Origin of the sequence: Planktothricoides raciborskii GIHE-MW2, assembly GCF_040564635.1 — a bacterium.
Classification (GTDB): Bacteria; Cyanobacteriota; Cyanobacteriia; order Cyanobacteriales; family Laspinemataceae; genus Planktothricoides; species Planktothricoides raciborskii.
Genome location: NZ_CP159837.1, coordinates 6336451 through 6354037 on the forward strand (window position 1 = coordinate 6336451; position 17587 = coordinate 6354037).

The window sequence follows — 17587 nt, forward strand, 5'->3', positions numbered from 1 at the left end:
CTAAATTCTCAAAAGCCCCCTAAAAAGGGGGCTTGGGGGAATCAATCCAGTATTTTACCAGAGTTATATTACTTTTATTCCGTTGTACTTTGATAGAAAATATCTTCAAATTCTTGATCAAAGTTTTCGGCTTTAAGTTCGTAGAATAGAGTTTCTAAAGCTTGCCAAGTGTTTTGTTGACCAGAGCAAAAATCCCAAAATTCATTTTCCACATAAATATCACGATTAATATCTAAACAAGTAGAAATTTTATATTTTTGTTCTTCATACCAACTTTTGTCAAAAGGATTAAAAATAAAAGCAATGCGTGCTTCTAATTGTAAAGAAGGATTTTGGGCTAATTTATAAGCATACCATTCTAATAATTGCCTAGTATATCTTGGGAAATCTCCTTTATTAGGTTGAGGAGATTTTAGGTCAAAAAGATATTCAGTATTGTTTTTCTTAAGATACAGATCAACTCCATGACCTGATGGTGGCTTGACAAAAGTTATGCGATCACTATCTATTTTTTGCGCGACTTCTTTTAGCTGAGTAATACAGTCTTCTGTAGAGATAAAAGTTTTTCTGTTAATTCTAGTAGAAATTAAGTTTTCTAAAGTTTTTGCGAGTTCTTCGGGAAATGGGCTGGGCATCAAAATTTTATCAGATATAATACTAAATCCATTATTTTGAGCTAATTTCACAGCGATTGCTTCCCAGACAGTCCCCATGCTGGTTTCTAAACCGCCTATCAATAATCGGATGCGTCTTTCCTTGGGAAAAAGGATATCTAAGATATTAGACGTTTGAGATGTCGCATTTTTTATCGGCAATTTTTTTTGTTTTCTCTCAAAGAAACGGCGGATCGCAGTTTTTAAAGTTTCCTTGATTTCTTGTTTGAGTTCTTGCTTGAGTTGATGATTCATATTATTGATCTATCTTGAGTATAGTGAATAAAATGTACTTGAAGTCAGAAGATGAACAGTAGAACATGAAAATTATCGCATATTTGTACAGCGATCCGCTGTTAGAACCAATGCCAGATCCGAATAGCTGGGGCTGGGAGGTCGATCGCGTGTATCAAGATTTAAGCGATCGCACTCAATTGGAACAACTGTTTACCGACTGTACCGAGGAACCCGCTGATTATTTATTAATTCACCGCTTAGAAGAATTAGGGGATTCGATCGCGGAAATAAGCGATCGCATTCATCAACTAGAAACCCTGGGGACAGAAATTGTCGCGATCGAAACCCCTGGATCGATTCCAGAATTATCTCAGTCTCTCACCCAACGTGCAGACTTAATTCAACTGCTGGCGCAAATTCAAACCACCCAGCATAGTCGGCAAATTCGCAAAGGTCATGCGCGTAATCGCATCAACGCCCTACCTCCTCCGGGTAAAGCCCCATTTGGCTATCGTCGGGGCAAAGACCGCTACGCCCTCGATCGCGCGGCAGCCCCAGTAATTAAAGAATTTTTTGAACATTTCCTGCTTTACGGATCCTTACGCGGGGCTGTCCGCTATCTCGCCCAAAAATATAACAAGAAAATTTCCGTCACCACAGGACGACGCTGGCTGACTAATCCGGTTTACCGTGGGGATTTAGCCTATAAAAATGGCGAAGTGATTGCCAACACTCACATCCCGATTATTTCTCGTCAAGAAGCCGCCCAAATCGATCGCCTCTTGCGTCGCAACCAACAACTGCCCCCCAGAACCGCTAGTTGTTCTCGGTCTTTATCCGGTTTAGTGGTCTGTGGGCAATGTCAAGCCACCATGACCGTCACCCATGTCAGCACTTATCGTCGCGATCGCGAATATCTATATTTACGTTCCCCCCACTGCCCCCAAAAACCAAAATGTAAAGCGATCGCCTATAACGAAATATTGCAAAAAACCATTGACCAAATTTGCCAGGACTTACCCACAGCAGTGGCGAAACTGCAAAGCCCTGACAGTACCATTAAACAAAATATTACCGCTGCGATCGCCGAAAAAGAACAAATTCTCGATCAGCTTCAAGAACTATGCGATCGGCATATTCTAGACGAAGAAACCAGGCAACTGCGGGCTTACAAACTCCGCACAGAAATCTCCCAACTGCAACGCCAACTCGCTGAATTACCCCCCGTCAATCTCCGAGAAACAGCCCAAGCGGTTTCTTTCCCGCAATTTTGGTTAGACCTGACGGAATCAGAACGCCGATTTTACTTCCGGGAATTCATTCGCCAAATTCAAATAGACCGTCAAGATACCTCCTGGCAACTGCGAATCTGCTTTATTTTTGAGTAAGTTATATCAAATCCGTGTATTCGCTGATTATCTACAAAACTCTGTCATTCCCGCGAATGCGGGAATCCATCTTAGTATTTCGTAGGGTGGGCAAAAATCAACTTTTGAATTTATCGAATAAACCAAAGCAATTTTGCCCACCATTATTTCGTAGGGTGGGCAAAAATAAATTTTTGACTTTATCGAATGAACCAAAGCAATTTTGCCCACCATACAAGAATGACAACTAAACTATGCTTACTTGGGTTGGGCGATCGGCAACTCGATGGTAAAAGTAGACCCTTCGCCAAAAGTGGAAACACAAGAAAGAGAACCATGATGAGTCTTTTCCACAATTTCGCGAGAAATTGATAAGCCCAAACCTGTCCCCACCCCAATCGCTTTAGTAGTAAAAAAAGGCTCAAACACCCGATTTTTAATTTCATCAGGCATTCCTGGGCCATTATCAGTAATAGAAATAGCCACGCGGTTAGAGTTCAAACATTTAGTCGCGATCGCAATTTTTCTTTTCTTCCCAGAAGGCTTTATGACTTCCTTTGCTTCTGACTCTGATTCTGCTTCTTTTTCCGCCTCTTTCTGGGCTAAAAGACAGTCAATAGCATTACTAATCAGATTCATAAACACCTGATTCATCTGATTAATATGGCATTCCACCTCTGGAATCTTGCCAAAATCTTTAATCACCTCAATATCTTGTTTATAACGGTTATTTAAAAGAACCAAGGTACTCTCAATCCCTTCATGTAAATTCCCAGGTTTCATCGTCGCTTCATCCCGGCGATAGAAATTGCGGAGATTAATCACCAAATCACGAATTCTTTCCGAACCCGTTTTCAGCGACTTGACAATCCGGGGTAAATCTTCCTGAATATATTCTAGGTCGATATCCTCTAAAATATTTTCCACATCTTCGACTTTATCTGGATAAGCTTCTTCGTAGGTTTCTAATACCTCAAACAAATCCCCAACGTGCTCTTCTACATAAGGTAAGTTGCCGTAAATAAAGTTAATCGGATTATTAATTTCATGGGCAATCCCAGAAACCATCTGCCCTAACATAGCCATTTTTTCCATCTGCAACATATTGGATTTCAGCCGTTCTAACTCTGACTCATTTTGCTGGCATTTTTGCATTAATGCCGCCTTCGACTGTTCCAAATCTTCAACCAACTTAATCACTTTTTCTAACACTGCCCGGTTTTCTCCAGTTAAAACCTCCGACAGTTCATCTAAACAAGAACGTTCCATATTAACTGCTCGATTCATTAGATTGCTTTACTTAATGAAAACTTACCCAACCACTTTATATGTTGGGTGGCCGTTGGGTGGCTGTTGGGTGGCCGTTGGGTGGCCGTTGGGTGGCCGTTGGGTGGGCAAAAGCCCACCCAAAAGAGCAAAGGCGATTAATCTATATCACCTTGAGTCCGAAGACTTCTTGCCACCCATATTTTTCAGATCGATCACTTTGCCCAGTAAATCAAACCAAAAAGATGACCCCATTGAAATGGCGATTCCACTAATCAACCAACCGATAACTCGATGAATAAAGGGCAATTTTACCGGGCCAAAACTCAATTCTTGTTTGGCTTGACCGGCTAGATTATATTGATTCCAACCTACTGGTAGCGAAACATCTTCCAAAGCATCTCTAACCTCATTTTTCACCTGGTCAAATTTATCTTCTGGGGGAGATGTCATCGTAGTCGGAAAAGAGTTTTCCACTAATCGTTCAGCACTCAGACTAATGGTACTGCGTAAGACTGAATTACTCGATAAGCTATTCACCATATATAAAGTATCCGCATTAGCCCCAACCGCTACCAGGAAACCAATTAAAATCGCTACCCCTTTAGAATTTCGCTTGTAAACTCCCGATGCCCGTTGCATGGAGCGATCAAACCACTGTTCAATTTCTTTTTCTAGTTGACGTAATTCATTCTCAGTTTGACTGCCTTTTTCGTCAATTTTTTTAGCCAGTGAAGTTAAACTTTCTTTCACTGAATCTGGTAAATTACTATAGACCGCATGAACGGTTTTATACGCGGGACTATTTTGATCTCCAATATATTCTTGAATTTTCGCATACATTTCTCCCCCTTGGCGAACTTCCGCAATCACATCCGTCATTTTTGGTTTGAGTTCAGTCATCAATAACTGACGGCGAATATCACTGCCAAAATAGTCTTTTCTGAGTTTGGAAAGTTGGCCGATAAATTCGTGAACTCCTGGTTCTTGGAGGGATAATCGTTCTTGACATTCTTCCGCAAAGGATCCGATTTTGGTCGCGAACCTGTAAATGCACATTTGCAAGCTTAATTTTTCCGCTTTTAAATCATCAATTGCGTGATTCCACTCTTGCCATAAATTTTCTAGTTCTGTTTCGACTAGCTGCTTATTTTGTTCACTTAAACGAGAATAATTCAGTAAGTTTTCTTTAATAATCTCATCTAAGATTTTTTTCTCAAATTCTTCCACTTTTTTCACGATTAACATCCGATTTAATTCGGGAATTTTTAATGTTTCCATGATGGAAGTGGCAAAAGTTTCCGGGGGGATGTAAGATGGACCACTTTTTCTTTCTTCTTGAGTAATGATATCTTTACCAAAAACATTGCTTGATTTAGTCATGGTTTGCATTTTAGTAATCAGCAGGTTACTAAATTGACGAACAGCTTTAGCCCATCCGCTTTTGGCTTCTTGGTTGAGGTTTCTGATTAAGGGATGAGAATATAGGGTATCGGCGATCGCACGAGTTTCTGAGGCTTTGGTTGTTTCTTGACTGCCGGAAAGCAGCACTTCAATTGATTGCTTGACATGTTCTGCCCGCCACTGAAGTAATGTAGAAAGAAGTCCCTGAATTTCTGAAGCCAACAAGCTGAGAATCAGGTAAATAAAAATTAAGCCAATGGCAACATCTAAAATAAACGGTAGACTCATAGAACAAACTCCAATTCTAGGGTTGACAGATGCTTCTTGAGACGCTTCTTGATTGGTTTTGCGTAAATATCAGCCACTATAAGCCATTCTTGAAGAGATGATGTCATCTTTACCAGAAATTTTCATCTTCAAATCAGACACCAATAGGACTTACGCAAATAATCTATATACGGGGTATTGGTGTGTCACCGCCTCGGAACAACACCCTACGGATAGCGTTCATGCGTAAGTCCTGACCAAGACGCAAGGGAGGGTGAACCGAGAGGTCTGGGGCATGAAATCAGGGATCGGATTTTCTGCCCAAACGTCCGTAAGAGGAAACGGGGAATTTACAATGATGATACAGGGTTTGATCCCTGACGCGGAGGAGATCGACGATCGCCCTCTTATCCTAGAGATAGTATCTGATAGTTGATTTTTCCCGGTGACTTCAAAGTTACTCAAACAACTAAAACATCAAAATAATGTACAGAGAAATTTTTCGGTTAGATGACTCCGGTGACAAGGGTCGTCTGGCCGACCATTGGATCGAACAGCTTTGGGTCTTGGGGCTACTTGTGAGTGCCATCTTACTTTATCAGATGAATTTAGGGGATGTGGCCTTGCGGGATTGGGATGAAGGGATTGTTGCCACCGTAGCCAGAGAAATGTATCGGGGTGATTTTAATTGGCTGCATCCCACCCTGCATTCCCAGCCCTATTATAATAAACCGCCCTTGGTGCATTTGCTGATTGCCCTCAGCTATCACTGGTTTGGGGTGAGTGAATGGAGTACCAGGCTTCCGGGGGCGATGCTTTCGGCTTTGTCCGTCCCCCTATTATATGGAATTGGCCGGGAGATTTTTATTTGGCGCGGGCCGGCCATTTTCGCGGCATTTGCTTATCTGACCTTGTTGCCCGTAGTCCGTTATGGCCGCTTGGCCATGTTGGATGGGGCAGTGTTATGTTTTTTCTTATTGATGGTGTGGTGTTTGCTGCGATCGCGCCGAGATTTGCGTTGGGGCTTGGGGGTGGGCATTGGCTTAGGACTGATTTGCTTAACCAAGGGCATCTTAGGCATTCTCCTAGGGGCGATCGCCGGCGTCTTTCTGATTTGGGATACCCCGCGCTTACTCAGTTCTGGCTATCTCTGGACTGGCATAGTCTTGGGCATAGCCCCGGCAGTAGGTTGGTACATTGCTCAAGGACTGTATTATGGCGAAACATTTATTCAGAGTCATTTTTTCGGCCAATCTTTCCAGAGAATTGTGCAACCTGTGGAAGAAAACAGCGGACCATTCTGGTATTACTTCCTAGAAATAGTGAAATATAGTTGGCCTTGGGTGATGTTTTGGCCGGGAGGACTAGGATTAGCCTGGAAAAATCCCGGAATGGGTTGGGCAAAATTAATCCTAGTTTGGACTGCGGGTTATTTATTGTCCATCTCCATAATGAGCACCAAATTACCCTGGTATGTCTTGCCCCTTTACCCAGCGATCGCCCTCGCGTGTGGGGCACAACTGTTTGAAATTTGGCAAAAATTACTCGGTTGTACCTGGTCGCTTGGGTCTTCAGTTAGTTCTGAAGGATGGTTGACTCGTTCTTGCCGAATTTATGTGATTCTCTTATCCCTGTTGGCGATCGCTGCTTGGGGGGCGAGTCTGTACTATGGCTTCTGGGCTACCGCAGAAGAACGAATCTTAGCCTTAACTCTGATTGCAGTTGGCTTAACCATGACCACCAGCGCCATATTACTCAGCCGCCAAGATCGACAATTCGTGATTATCTTATTTTGGGGAATGTATGTTTCCTTATGCTTATTCTTTGTCACTCCTTACTGGCTGTGGGAACTAGGCGAAGACTACCCCGTGAAACCTGTCGCCGAAATGATTCGACAACACACGCCCTCGGAAACCGCGATCTTTACCTCACACCCGAACCATCGACCTTCCCTAAATTTCTACAGCGATCGCCAAGTCATCCCCGCGACCTTTGAACAACTGAGAAAACATTGGAAACAAGATCCATCGGCTTATTTTTTAATCGATTCAGACAGCCTGAAGCGTTTGAAACTCAAACAAATAAAATCACTGGATACCTTTAACAACTGGCACCTAGTGACGCGATCGCCTATAGTCAAGAAAAATTAGCCCGAAATCTTCTGGAAATCATCCGTAACTCCCGATCAGGCGATATTTGGCCATATCAGGCGATATCAGGCGATATCAGGCGATACTTGGCGATATTTGGCGATATGCCGATTACAAAGAATCCTCCACGGACGAAATCGTCTCATGGGGCGCTTCCAAGGCATCAGGCACCGGGTCACGCTCAAAACTCCAGCCTTGAATCACTGCCAAAGTCACCCCAGCGACCACTGCCGATACCAACAAAGCCATCAACGACACGGGTTTGGTCAAGCCCACATCCCGTAAAATTCTTGCCCAAGGACGACTCTGGCGCCGCAGCAGTTGTTCAACGGGCGCCTGTCGGAAGGTAAACGGATCTCGGACATAATGACCACTCAAACTAATCACTAAACGGGCCTGACAGTGGGGACAAGTGTAGAGTCCGCCAAGCATCTGACCTGGATGGATTGGGCCTGTCCGATGGCAAATGGGGCAAACAACAGAATGACTATCAAAGGTATGAGCGTTCATACTTACTTTCCCGATTTCCCTTTCCTCTCAATGAACGGATGCGTTTTTGTCACTTATTCCTGGCATAATTTTGCCGAATCCGGCAGCGCCACTAAATGTTTACTATTGGGTTTACTATTGGTTTACTATTGCGTTGACCAGTATTTTTTTAACTGAGCCAGCACCATATTGTTACTTTTTAGCAGCATTCTCCTCTGGGGCAATTTTTTATCCCTAGGAGCGTTTCCTTTTGTCAGCAATCCCTGATGAATTGGCCAAGCGTAAAAGTCCAATTGCCGAAATAAAGTGCCGGTATTTAAGATAATTTTCTATGGTTACTTTTATTGTACTGCCATAAGAGCGTTGGGTGAACTATTGTTTTTATGCTTGTGTAGTTTCAGGATTTCCTCCCATCTAAATGCCCATCTAAAATTTAGAAAACTTAGATGCTATCTAGACGCGATCGCTAGGACTAGGTGGCATACAACCGCTCCCAACCTAAAATCAGTCATCCTTATGTCCTAAGCCTCAAGCAATTTATCTATCTATTGACCGCTAAATCTATTATAAATAATCAATTGTTAATTGACAATATAATTTTAGGTCAAGATTTTGGTTTATTTTGATTTTTTCCCTGTAGCTAGCTGTCAGGAGACATTCATAGAACTCGATTGACCGATCTCCGGTAAGAAACCGGGTTTTTCACCCGAATTTCCCGGATCAAATCAATCTTTTTCTGTAAGCCATCAGGTTTCTACAAGATTCCTACAGGGAAATTCCATGCAGGAGGACTAAGTAATCCCTCTCGAAAAGTTAAGTTATATTGCAAAGGGGTGATCGTAATATAGTTTTGCCGAATTCCCTGCACATCTGTCAGAATCTCTGACCCAAGTTGAGGATCCGGGGTTTGTTCCACATCTTTGATTTCTTCCCCTGCTAACCAATAATAAGTTCTTCCTCGCGGATCGACGCGCTTTTGAAAGATATCTTCATATCGCCGCACCCCCTGTCGGGTGAAAATTACCCCAGCGATCGCCTCTAGGGGCAGATCCGGCACATTCACATTCAACAGCATCGGCGACGGCAAAGGCTGATCTGCTAATTGCTGCACCAACTGGGTAGCAAACTCCGCAGCGGGCGCAAAGTTTTTCGACGTATAACTAGCCAAAGAAATGGCAATACTGGGAATGCCTTCTAGGAGTCCTTCCATCGCCGCCGAAACTGTCCCGGAATAGAGTAAATCCGTACCTAAATTCTGCCCTTGGTTAATCCCAGAGATTACTAAATCTGGGGGACTGTCCAACAATGCCCAGATTGCCAACTTGACGCAATCAGCGGGAGTCCCGGAACAAGCCCAAGCATTCACCCCCGGATCGAATACGGAGTGAATCTCTTCAGCGCGAATCGGGTGATTCATGGTGATGCCATGTCCCGTAGCCGATCGCTCTTGGTCGGGGCAAACCACGGTGACTTGATGACCCGCGTGGGCGATCGCCTGAGTCAGCGACCGAACTCCGGGGGCAAAAATCCCATCATCATTACTAATTAAAATTTTCATCATCAGTTCATTTGCGATGAATCGTCTCGATTAATTTGATATGCCAAGGGTTCACAAAAATTTTCCACCCCAGTTTTCCAGACATAAATCAGCACTGGAGTCACCAAAATCGGCGGACAAATATTTGCTTTTAATAATTCCCCCAGACCCTCTGCCCAATTATCAGTCAGTAGGTTATTTTTGACCCCTTTGGCACAAATCACGGATCGATATCTTTTGGCCAATCCTTCTAACCAGCCTTCCGAAGTCGTAGGTTCTTGGCCAACGCGAATCGCCAAACCAATGGCCGCATCTTCCAAATCCCCATCGCAATTTTCAATCTCATCCAGGGCTTGCAAGGCGTCTGTATAAGCAAATAGCTGAGAACGCCATTGAGCAATTTCTTGAAAACTTAATACAATTGTCATTTAAAAAGAAGAAAACGCCAAATTAAAACAGGAAATACAGGATTTTGCCCCAGAAAGTTTTTCGCTCAAAAAAACTTTCTTGAAGCAATCACGTTGAATCAGTTGAATCACCGGAAAAATTAGGCTAGATTTTCTGAGAGCAGAAATGATATCATTCTGCGGGCAACTCACAGGAGTCTTGAATCAGGCCAATCTCATTGTGCCACATCTACTGATGAGATGCTTCATTTCTTTGAAGTGATGAATCCTATCACAAATTACTCATCAAGAATTGTTAAACTAAAAGCATACCCATTACCCTGAAAAATCTGAAAAAAGCTGAATTATGACTGAACTTAATCCTATAGAAAGCCAACTACAGGGGCTTAACCAAAATGCTACCGGGGCGATCGCCTCTGCGGAAAGCTTGGAGCAACTGGAACAACTGCGAGTCAACTACCTAGGCAAAAAAGGCGAACTCTCGCAAATTCTCCGGGCAATGGGTAAACTCGACCCAGGCGATCGGCCCCGCATTGGCGCTTTAGCCAACGAAGTCAAAGAAGCCCTGCAAACCCAACTGGACAACCGGCGACAAGCCCTGCAAACCGCCCAAATTCAAGCGCAACTAGCAGCGGAAGCCCTTGATGTCACCATGCCTGGGGTGTATCGTCCCCAAGGTCGGATCCATCCTTTGAATGGCGTCATTGACCGGGCTTTAGATATTTTTGTCGGACTAGGTTACACCGTCGCCACCGGCCCAGAAATGGAAAGTGACTACTACAACTTTGAAGCCCTGAACACCCCCCCAGACCACCCAGCGCGGGATATGCAGGACACTTTCTATCTCCCAGATGGCAACCTGCTAAGAACCCATACCTCCTCGGTGCAAATTCGCTACATGGAACAACATCAACCCCCCTTGCGAATTGTCGCCCCCGGACGGGTTTATCGTCGGGATACAGTGGATGCTACCCACTCCGCCGTATTTCATCAAATCGAAATTTTAGCGATCGACAAAGGCTTAACCTTTACAGACCTCAAAGGCACCTTAAAAGAATTCTTATATCAAATCTTTGGCGAAGTCCAAATCCGGTTTCGTCCCAGTTATTTTCCCTTCACCGAACCTTCCGCAGAAGTTGACGTGCGGTGGAAAGGAAAATGGTTAGAGGTTTTAGGTTGCGGCACCGTGGATCCGAATGTGCTTAAAGCCGTGGGTTATGACCCAGAAGTTTACACCGGATTTGCTGCCGGGTTTGGGGTAGAACGCTTTGCGATGGTTCTCCACCAAATTGACGATATTCGGCGACTTTATAGTAGCGATTTGCGCTTTTTGCGGCAATTTTAAGCTATTTGTAGCTATTCGTAGGGTGTGAAAGCGCGAAGCGTAACGCACCAATACGCGATGATGCATAGAGCAAAATGTAGGGTGGGCAAAAATTTGCCCACCCTACGACTTGTTTAATACTGCTTGGTGTTTAGCTTTTTGTGCTTGAAGTTTTTCCCAAGCAATTTCCATTCCTGGTTTCGGTGGCTGGGCAGAAATTCTAGCCATCAGATCGCGATTTTGTGCTTCATAATATTGGCGCAATTCTTCGGTTTCTTTAACAACGAGTTGATATTCAGCATCCACCTCAGCGCGATGTTTTTCAATATAAGAAAGTGCGGCATTCACTTGCTCATCTGTCAGATTGAGTATGGCACGAATAAACTTGGGTGGATATTCGGCTATGACATAATCCATCACATCATATAAAGTAATGCGAGTGCCAGAAATTGTCAAACCTCGCTCTGTTCTAATTATTGATGTTTGTTGATTTGATGACAGCACCATAACAATAACCTGGATAGTTCACTATATATTATAATCAAATATCATAAAGAGCGATCGCCAGTATTAGCAAAATGTAGGGTGGGCAAAATCTTGCCCACCCTACGACTATTCGCCAGATGTCATTCCCGCGTTAGCGAAGCATGCGCGTCAGCGCTATATGCGGGAATCCACAAACGTTTTTGTGAGCAAAATGTAGGGTGGGCAAAATATTGCCCACCCTACGGCTATTCGCCAGATGTCATTCCCGCGAAGGCGGGAATCCACAAACGTTTTTGTGAGCATTTTTGTGAGCAAAATATTGCCCACCCTACGGCTATAAAAAACAATCAATCCTCCTGAAAAGTGGGAATTTGGGCAAAGCGATCGACATCAACCTGCATATAAATTTTTTGCCCTTGACCATCCGGTTTGCTCTCAGTTTCTAACAAGCGACCATTGAGAATTTCACCCAATTCTTTAACAATGCCTAACCCATCATCTTCTGGTTTCAAAGTAATCAGTAAATCCTGACAATCGCCCCCCGCCGCCGCAGTCGTGCAAATCACAGGTTGACTATTAATCGTCCCAGTAGTGATCAGATTTAATGTATTACTGTTGTAGACTTTTTCCAGCCGAGAGGCCACTTCTGTACACCGCTTATATCTCTGCCAACCGGCATTAGCAAAGCGATCGCTTTCCCAACGAATAATCGCTTTTTTGCTATCATTAATCAAAGCATAAGTCGTCGGCAAACTCTGCTGAGTTTCTGGATCTTTTCCCTCACTGCACATAAACCGAACATTCGGTTTAGCCGATATAGGATTTATGGCATTAAACGAGGCTTGATTATTCTGCACTTGCACCCCTTGACAGCCAGTTAACAATAATCCCAATGTCAACCCTGAAATAAAATGATTTCGGTTCATAGACTTATCTTTTCTGAAAGACCTCGATTGTATTTATATTACCGGCTTTGGTGGGCAAATTTTGGGCATTTGCCCAACCTAATTATCAGCTTATCAGCTTATTGATAAGCCAGCCCCTTCCATTGAAATTGATAACCTTGACGAGCGCGTTGAAATGCGGTTTCTAAATTTGGATCGCCGATCGCACCAATTATCCCCCCTAATCGATCCAAATTTTCTTGGATTGACTCATCTGAAATCACTAACCCCCGCAACTTTGGCAAAATCTTCTGACCAAACTGATCCGCTAATGCCCATTTAAACGCATCTGATTTAACATCCGTCATTCCGGGATAGTTGACCACATAATAAATAATCGACTGATACACCCGATGAGCAAAAGGATGCCCCATCTCTGCCATAACGTGATTGGTTTTATTCAGCCAAATTTCTAACTGCTTAACCAATGGGGAATTTTCCTCTGGTTTTTGCAGCCACCGAGTAAATTGCTCATAAGTCAAATATCCCGATAATCTAGAATCATTAATATTTTTTTGCGGATTAATTAAGGCTAACTTCGGGGGTTGCCCAAAGGTAATCACATTGGCACGGTCTAACACTTTGTCGGATAAAGTTTGGGTGGTTTCATCTTCGTTCATGGTTCCCACAAACAAAAATTGTTTAGGAATCTTTAAATCACCCGATCGCAGTTTTCCAAAGCAGTTACCTAAGTCAATTTCTAACTCCGCTGGATGATGACGGCGAGTTTCCAGCTTAGATAAAAACTCACTAAAATAATATTCAACTCTAGCCAAATTCATCTCATCGAGCAACACCAAGACAATTTTATCCTGTAACTCAGGGGATCGATTATATTGATAAATTCCCTGAATTAATGGCGTGGGTTTAAATTGATTTTCCATATAGTTGTAAAAGCCCAGCAAGTCTTGGGGAGAGTCCCAACGGGGCTGTACTGCTAATAGGAGAAATTGCGCCCCAATATATTTAGCATAGAGTTGGGGTAATTCACTTTTACCCGTGCCACTGATACCGGATAAAACAACTAAGGCGGAAATTCCCTGCACTTTTAATGAAGTATGAAAAGCCCGCACCAGTCTTTCGGGAAAGTAAAAACCTTGGGCTTGAATATCTTGGATAAAATTATGTAAAAATTTTTCTTCAGAGATAATTTTTGGTAAATCAACGGGCAACTTTGAATTATTTTCTGCCCACAAAGGATGTTTCAGGGATTCCAGAGGGTCGTTTTCCGGTTCAACTTTATTCAGTTTAGCTTGATATACGATCGCCTGTTGCCGTAAGCGATCGCCCTTATTTCTTAAATTCTCATTCTCAGTTTCTTGCTGTTTTTTACGCGCTTCTAACTGCTGAATTTGGGTGGTGACTCGCTCGAATTCTACCCGCTGGTCTAAGATTTTTGCTTCGAGTTCACGGAGCAATACTTTCTGGTATTCCATTGCGGCTAATTTATCTTCAAGTCCCTGAATTTCTCCCTGTAATTGAGCTTTTTGTAATTGTAACTCAGCAATTTTGGCCTGCAATTGTTCCAACTTGTCTAAATCGGGATAATTTTTTGCTAAGGTAGCAACCCGCTGTTCAATTGCTTGTTTTTGGGCTGTGATAACTGCGATCGCCTGTTTCATATCTTGGCTTCTTTGATTCAGTTCTGCCAACTGCCCTTTAGCCCGACCTAAACTTGCTTGTTTTATTTCTAATTCCTTAATCTTTTCTTTGATTAATAAGTTAATTTTTTCAGTTTTTCCAGATAATTTATGATATTCTGCTTGTAAATTGGGCAATTCTGCCCTTAGCTGTTCTGCTTTATTATTATCAGTAATTTGCTGTTCTAATAAAGCCAGTCGCGTCATTTGTCTGCCATTGATAATGGCGGCAGATGCCACACTTGTCGCCGAAGTTGCCAAGGCGATCGCCCCTGATTTAAGCATATTCTGCCCTAACAGTAAAGCAATCACAATTGTCACCGCAAAAGTGGGACACCCTGCCAGTAGCCAATCAATGGTGCGATTTTGTGAGTTCATATTTTTCTGAGAAACAAAGCTAACACAATTATGTTATAATACTGCATTATTTTACTTTTGCTCCTAATTCCCTCTATCCTCTTTCCTCTATCCTCTTTCCTCTTTCCTCACCAATATGCAAATCACTCAATGTCTTCATACCGCGATTTTAGTCACTGACTTAGAAAAATCAGCCCAATTTTATGGAGAAATTCTCGGACTAGAAAAAGTGGCGCGATCGCTCAAATTTCCGGGCATCTGGTATCAAATTGGCGACTATCAAATTCACCTCATGGTTGATTCCCAAGCCCACCAAGGAACCATCCATAACTCCCAAGAAACAAAAACACAGTGGGGACGCAACCGCCATATTGCCTTTGCTGTCACCGATATTCAAGCCGCGAAAACCCAACTAGAAGCCCATCACTATCCCGTCCAAATGAGTTCATCCGGTCGCCCCGCATTATTTGTCCAAGACCCCGATGGCAATGTGATTGAATTAAGTCAGCTTTAGTTGGTTGGTGGTTGGTGGTTGTTTGGGGCCGCCATCGGCCGCCATCGGCCGCCATCGGCCGCCATCGGGGGAGAAGTGAAAAGTGGTAGGGGCGAATGGCCATTCGCCCGTACAAGTGAAAAGTTATGCATAAATATCACTATTCACTATTCACTATTCACTATTCACTATTCACTATTCACTCTTCCCTACACCGATGGCGGCCCTACACCCTCTTTCCTCTTCCCCCTACACCGATGGCGGCCCTACACCGATGGCGGCCCTACCCCCCAGATTTGATGTTTTCCCAAGCTTTAATTGGGCATTCTGTTTGCATCAGATCGTGATTTAAAGGCAGCCAAAACGTAAAACAACTACCCCGACCCACTTCTGATTCTAAAGTGATATCGCCCCCGTGCATTTGGGCCAGCTTTTGGGATAAAGCCAATCCCAGACCCGTCCCTTCATATTTCCGAGAAAGTCCTTGATCTAGTTGGTGAAATGGCTCAAATATTAAAGCTTGTTCCGCTTCAGGAATGCCAATTCCGGTATCAATTACGGAAAAACAAATCTTATCTTCATTTTGCCAAACTTTCAGGGTGACTGACCCAGCATGGGTAAATTTAATGGCATTAGATAACAGATTAAACAGAATTTGCTTAATCCTCCGACTGTCTCCCACACAAAACCTAGCATCAGGCGCAATTTCTTTGCGTAATTCTAAGCCTTCATTTTTGACTCGTTCTTGTATTAAGGATAAACAAGCCCCACAAATTTCTTCCACTAGCAGTGCTTGCGGATGTAAATTTTCTTCCTTGGCTTCGAGCTTAGAAATATCCAGTAAATCATTAATTAAATTTAATAATTGTTCTCCACATTCCGTGATGCTAGAAATATACTGTTTTTGTTTTTCATTCAGAGGGCCAAAAAACTCTTGAATGAGAACATTAGAAAATCCCAAAATACCCGTGAGTGGGGTGCGGAGTTCGTGACTCATATTGTTGAGAAATTCAGTTTTTGTTCGATTGGCAGCCTCTGAAAGAATTTTCTCTTGTTCCAGTTCTAGGGTACGTTTTTTAACCAGTTGTTCTAAGCGTTCGTAGCTTTGGGCATTGTACAGGGCGATCGCGGTTTGATCGGCAATCCGTTCTAATAGATGAATTTCATCGGGTTCAAAAAATCGATTTTTCGTGGTGCTATGGATGGAAATCGCCCCAAAAAATTCCTCCCGAATATAAATTGGTACTCGCAAGAGTGACACAATATTTCCTCGATCAAGTTGCTGCTCCCAACTCGACCCATAGCCCACTCGTTCTTGATTCAAATCCGCCAAAAAATAGCCAGATTGTGACGCAAAATACCCCAGGGGTTCTTTCCATTCTGATAAAGGCGCATGGAAACCCAATAAAGACGAAACGTTTTCGCTCGATCGCCATTCATGCACCACTTGCACTCGTTGATTTTTCATCGAAAAAATTACCACGCGATTGCCTTGAAAATATTCTCCGGTTTGTCTGACAATTTGGGATAAAATATAATTGGGATCTAGCTGAGAGTTAATTTCTCGAATGATTTCATTCAAAAGTTGCTCTTGCTGGGCTTGTTGTTGAATTTTTTCAAAGAGTTTCGCCTGCTGAATCGCGATCGCACATTGGTTAGAAATCGTACTCATCAAAATCAGATCGTCTCCAGTCCATTCGCGGTGGCGATCGCATTGATGTAAACAAATATTTCCCCAATAAACTTCTTGATTCAACAACGGAGCAATCAAAAAACCTCGAATCCCGTCTTCGTTGGCTTTCGAGAGAATATTGGGGGGTAAATCAGCTTGATCGATATTGCTAACAAAGACAGGATTTCCTCGGCTCAGAGTTGTATGGTAATATTCAAGCAAATAGCAATGTTTACCAATCACTTGCTCTCGGTCTGGTGTAGCGTGACTGGCATAACGGACTTGGGGTTTATGTTGCGGATCCAACAAAAATACCAGACAGCGGCTCACATTCAATGCTTGATGTAATAAATCCACCGTAGTTTGCAGCACTTCTTCCAGGACTAAAGTGCCGCGCATTTCATAGACAATTTGGTTAATAATCGCTTCTCTTTTAGCAGAATAACGCATATGCTCCAGGGCAATTTTATCCTGTCGTCGCAAAGCAAACTCCACTAGAGATCGCTGCAAAACTTCTGGTAATTTTTCTATCTGCTGGCGATTGATATAATCAGAAAATCCTGATTTTATACAATGGGCAACAGTGCTTTCTCCGATAGAACCAGCGATCAAAATCATCGGAATCACTTGATTCAGTTCTTCTTGCCATTTACAGATATCTAACCCGGTAAAATTTGACATTTGATAAGCCGATAACACCGCGTCGTACTGAACCGTCGCTAAAAGAATCCGACAAGTTTCTGGGTTATTAGCAAAATCATAAGTAAAATCTTTTTGGGCATTTCTTAAAACATCAACAATTAACTGTATATCTGACATCTCCGGCTGCACAATCAATAAGTGCATCGTTGATAGATGAGAAGAATGGTAAAGCATCGCTTAGGTACTTTTGAT

General features: G+C 43.0%; 14 protein-coding genes. 4 read left to right on the forward strand and 10 right to left on the reverse strand.

Annotation, left to right across the window (positions count from 1 at the left end; genetic code table 11):
* Positions 1 to 74: 74 nt before the first annotated feature.
* Positions 75 to 908 carry a TdeIII family type II restriction endonuclease gene (locus ABWT76_RS27060; RefSeq protein ID WP_354635241.1) on the reverse strand — a complete coding sequence of 278 codons (834 nt, stop codon included), beginning with the start codon at positions 906 to 908 and terminating at the stop codon, positions 75 to 77.
* 65 nt (positions 909 to 973) lie between these two features.
* On the opposite strand from ABWT76_RS27060, the gene ABWT76_RS27065 reads away from it, so the two are divergent.
* Positions 974 to 2278 carry a recombinase family protein gene (locus tag ABWT76_RS27065; RefSeq protein ID WP_354635242.1) on the forward strand — a complete coding sequence of 435 codons (1305 nt, stop codon included), beginning with the start codon at positions 974 to 976 and terminating at the stop codon, positions 2276 to 2278.
* Positions 2279 to 2515: 237 nt separating this feature from the next.
* Here the strand turns inward: ABWT76_RS27065 and ABWT76_RS27070 are convergent, their stop codons facing one another.
* Positions 2516 to 3526 (reverse strand): sensor histidine kinase, encoded by a 1011-nt coding sequence (locus ABWT76_RS27070; RefSeq protein ID WP_054466703.1) that lies wholly within the window; start codon positions 3524 to 3526, stop codon positions 2516 to 2518.
* A gap of 165 nt (positions 3527 to 3691) precedes the next feature.
* On the reverse strand, positions 3692 to 5215 hold the full coding sequence (locus ABWT76_RS27075) for a hypothetical protein (RefSeq protein ID WP_190878649.1): 1524 nt from the start codon (positions 5213 to 5215) through the stop codon (positions 3692 to 3694).
* Positions 5216 to 5679: 464 nt separating this feature from the next.
* Here ABWT76_RS27075 and ABWT76_RS27080 point away from each other — a divergent pair, with 464 nt between their 5' ends.
* Positions 5680 to 7344, forward strand: a complete 1665-nt coding sequence (locus tag ABWT76_RS27080; protein WP_054466643.1) for a glycosyltransferase family 39 protein — start codon at positions 5680 to 5682, stop codon at positions 7342 to 7344.
* Between the two features lie 111 nt (positions 7345 to 7455).
* Here ABWT76_RS27080 and ABWT76_RS27085 read toward each other — a convergent pair whose 3' ends face one another.
* The 3 genes from ABWT76_RS27085 to ABWT76_RS27095 form a co-directional block, all read right to left on the reverse strand.
* Positions 7456 to 7854, reverse strand: coding sequence for a hypothetical protein (locus ABWT76_RS27085; RefSeq protein WP_054466644.1), 399 nt, complete (start codon positions 7852 to 7854; stop codon positions 7456 to 7458).
* Positions 7855 to 8587: 733 nt separating this feature from the next.
* Positions 8588 to 9391, reverse strand: a complete 804-nt coding sequence (gene surE / locus ABWT76_RS27090; RefSeq protein ID WP_054466704.1) for a 5'/3'-nucleotidase SurE — start codon at positions 9389 to 9391, stop codon at positions 8588 to 8590.
* A gap of 2 nt (positions 9392 to 9393) precedes the next feature.
* Positions 9394 to 9798: a hypothetical protein gene (locus ABWT76_RS27095; RefSeq protein ID WP_054466645.1), complete on the reverse strand. Its 405-nt coding sequence runs from the start codon at positions 9796 to 9798 to the stop codon at positions 9394 to 9396.
* Between the two features lie 325 nt (positions 9799 to 10123).
* On the opposite strand from ABWT76_RS27095, the gene pheS reads away from it, so the two are divergent.
* On the forward strand, positions 10124 to 11122 hold the full coding sequence (gene pheS, locus ABWT76_RS27100; protein ID WP_199317365.1) for a phenylalanine--tRNA ligase subunit alpha: 999 nt from the start codon (positions 10124 to 10126) through the stop codon (positions 11120 to 11122).
* A 102-nt stretch (positions 11123 to 11224) separates the two neighbouring features.
* On the opposite strand, the gene ABWT76_RS27105 is transcribed toward pheS, so the two are convergent.
* From ABWT76_RS27105 to ABWT76_RS27115, 3 genes are all read right to left on the reverse strand, one after another.
* The gene (locus ABWT76_RS27105) at positions 11225 to 11557 is read right to left on the reverse strand and encodes a DUF433 domain-containing protein (protein ID WP_322096597.1); all 333 of its coding nucleotides are present in this window, start codon (positions 11555 to 11557) and stop codon (positions 11225 to 11227) included.
* 377 nt (positions 11558 to 11934) lie between these two features.
* Positions 11935 to 12513, reverse strand: a complete 579-nt coding sequence (locus tag ABWT76_RS27110) for a COP23 domain-containing protein (RefSeq protein WP_054466648.1) — start codon at positions 12511 to 12513, stop codon at positions 11935 to 11937.
* A gap of 98 nt (positions 12514 to 12611) precedes the next feature.
* Entirely contained in the window at positions 12612 to 14549 is a 1938-nt protein-coding gene (locus ABWT76_RS27115) for an McrB family protein (RefSeq protein WP_054466649.1), read from the reverse strand.
* A gap of 115 nt (positions 14550 to 14664) precedes the next feature.
* On the opposite strand from ABWT76_RS27115, the gene ABWT76_RS27120 reads away from it, so the two are divergent.
* Entirely contained in the window at positions 14665 to 15042 is a 378-nt protein-coding gene (locus tag ABWT76_RS27120; protein ID WP_054466650.1) for a VOC family protein, read from the forward strand.
* 262 nt (positions 15043 to 15304) lie between these two features.
* Here ABWT76_RS27120 and ABWT76_RS27125 read toward each other — a convergent pair whose 3' ends face one another.
* Complete coding sequence (locus ABWT76_RS27125) at positions 15305 to 17512, reverse strand: ATP-binding protein (RefSeq protein ID WP_199318026.1); 2208 nt, start codon at positions 17510 to 17512, stop codon at positions 15305 to 15307.
* Positions 17513 to 17587: the final 75 nt, after the last annotated feature.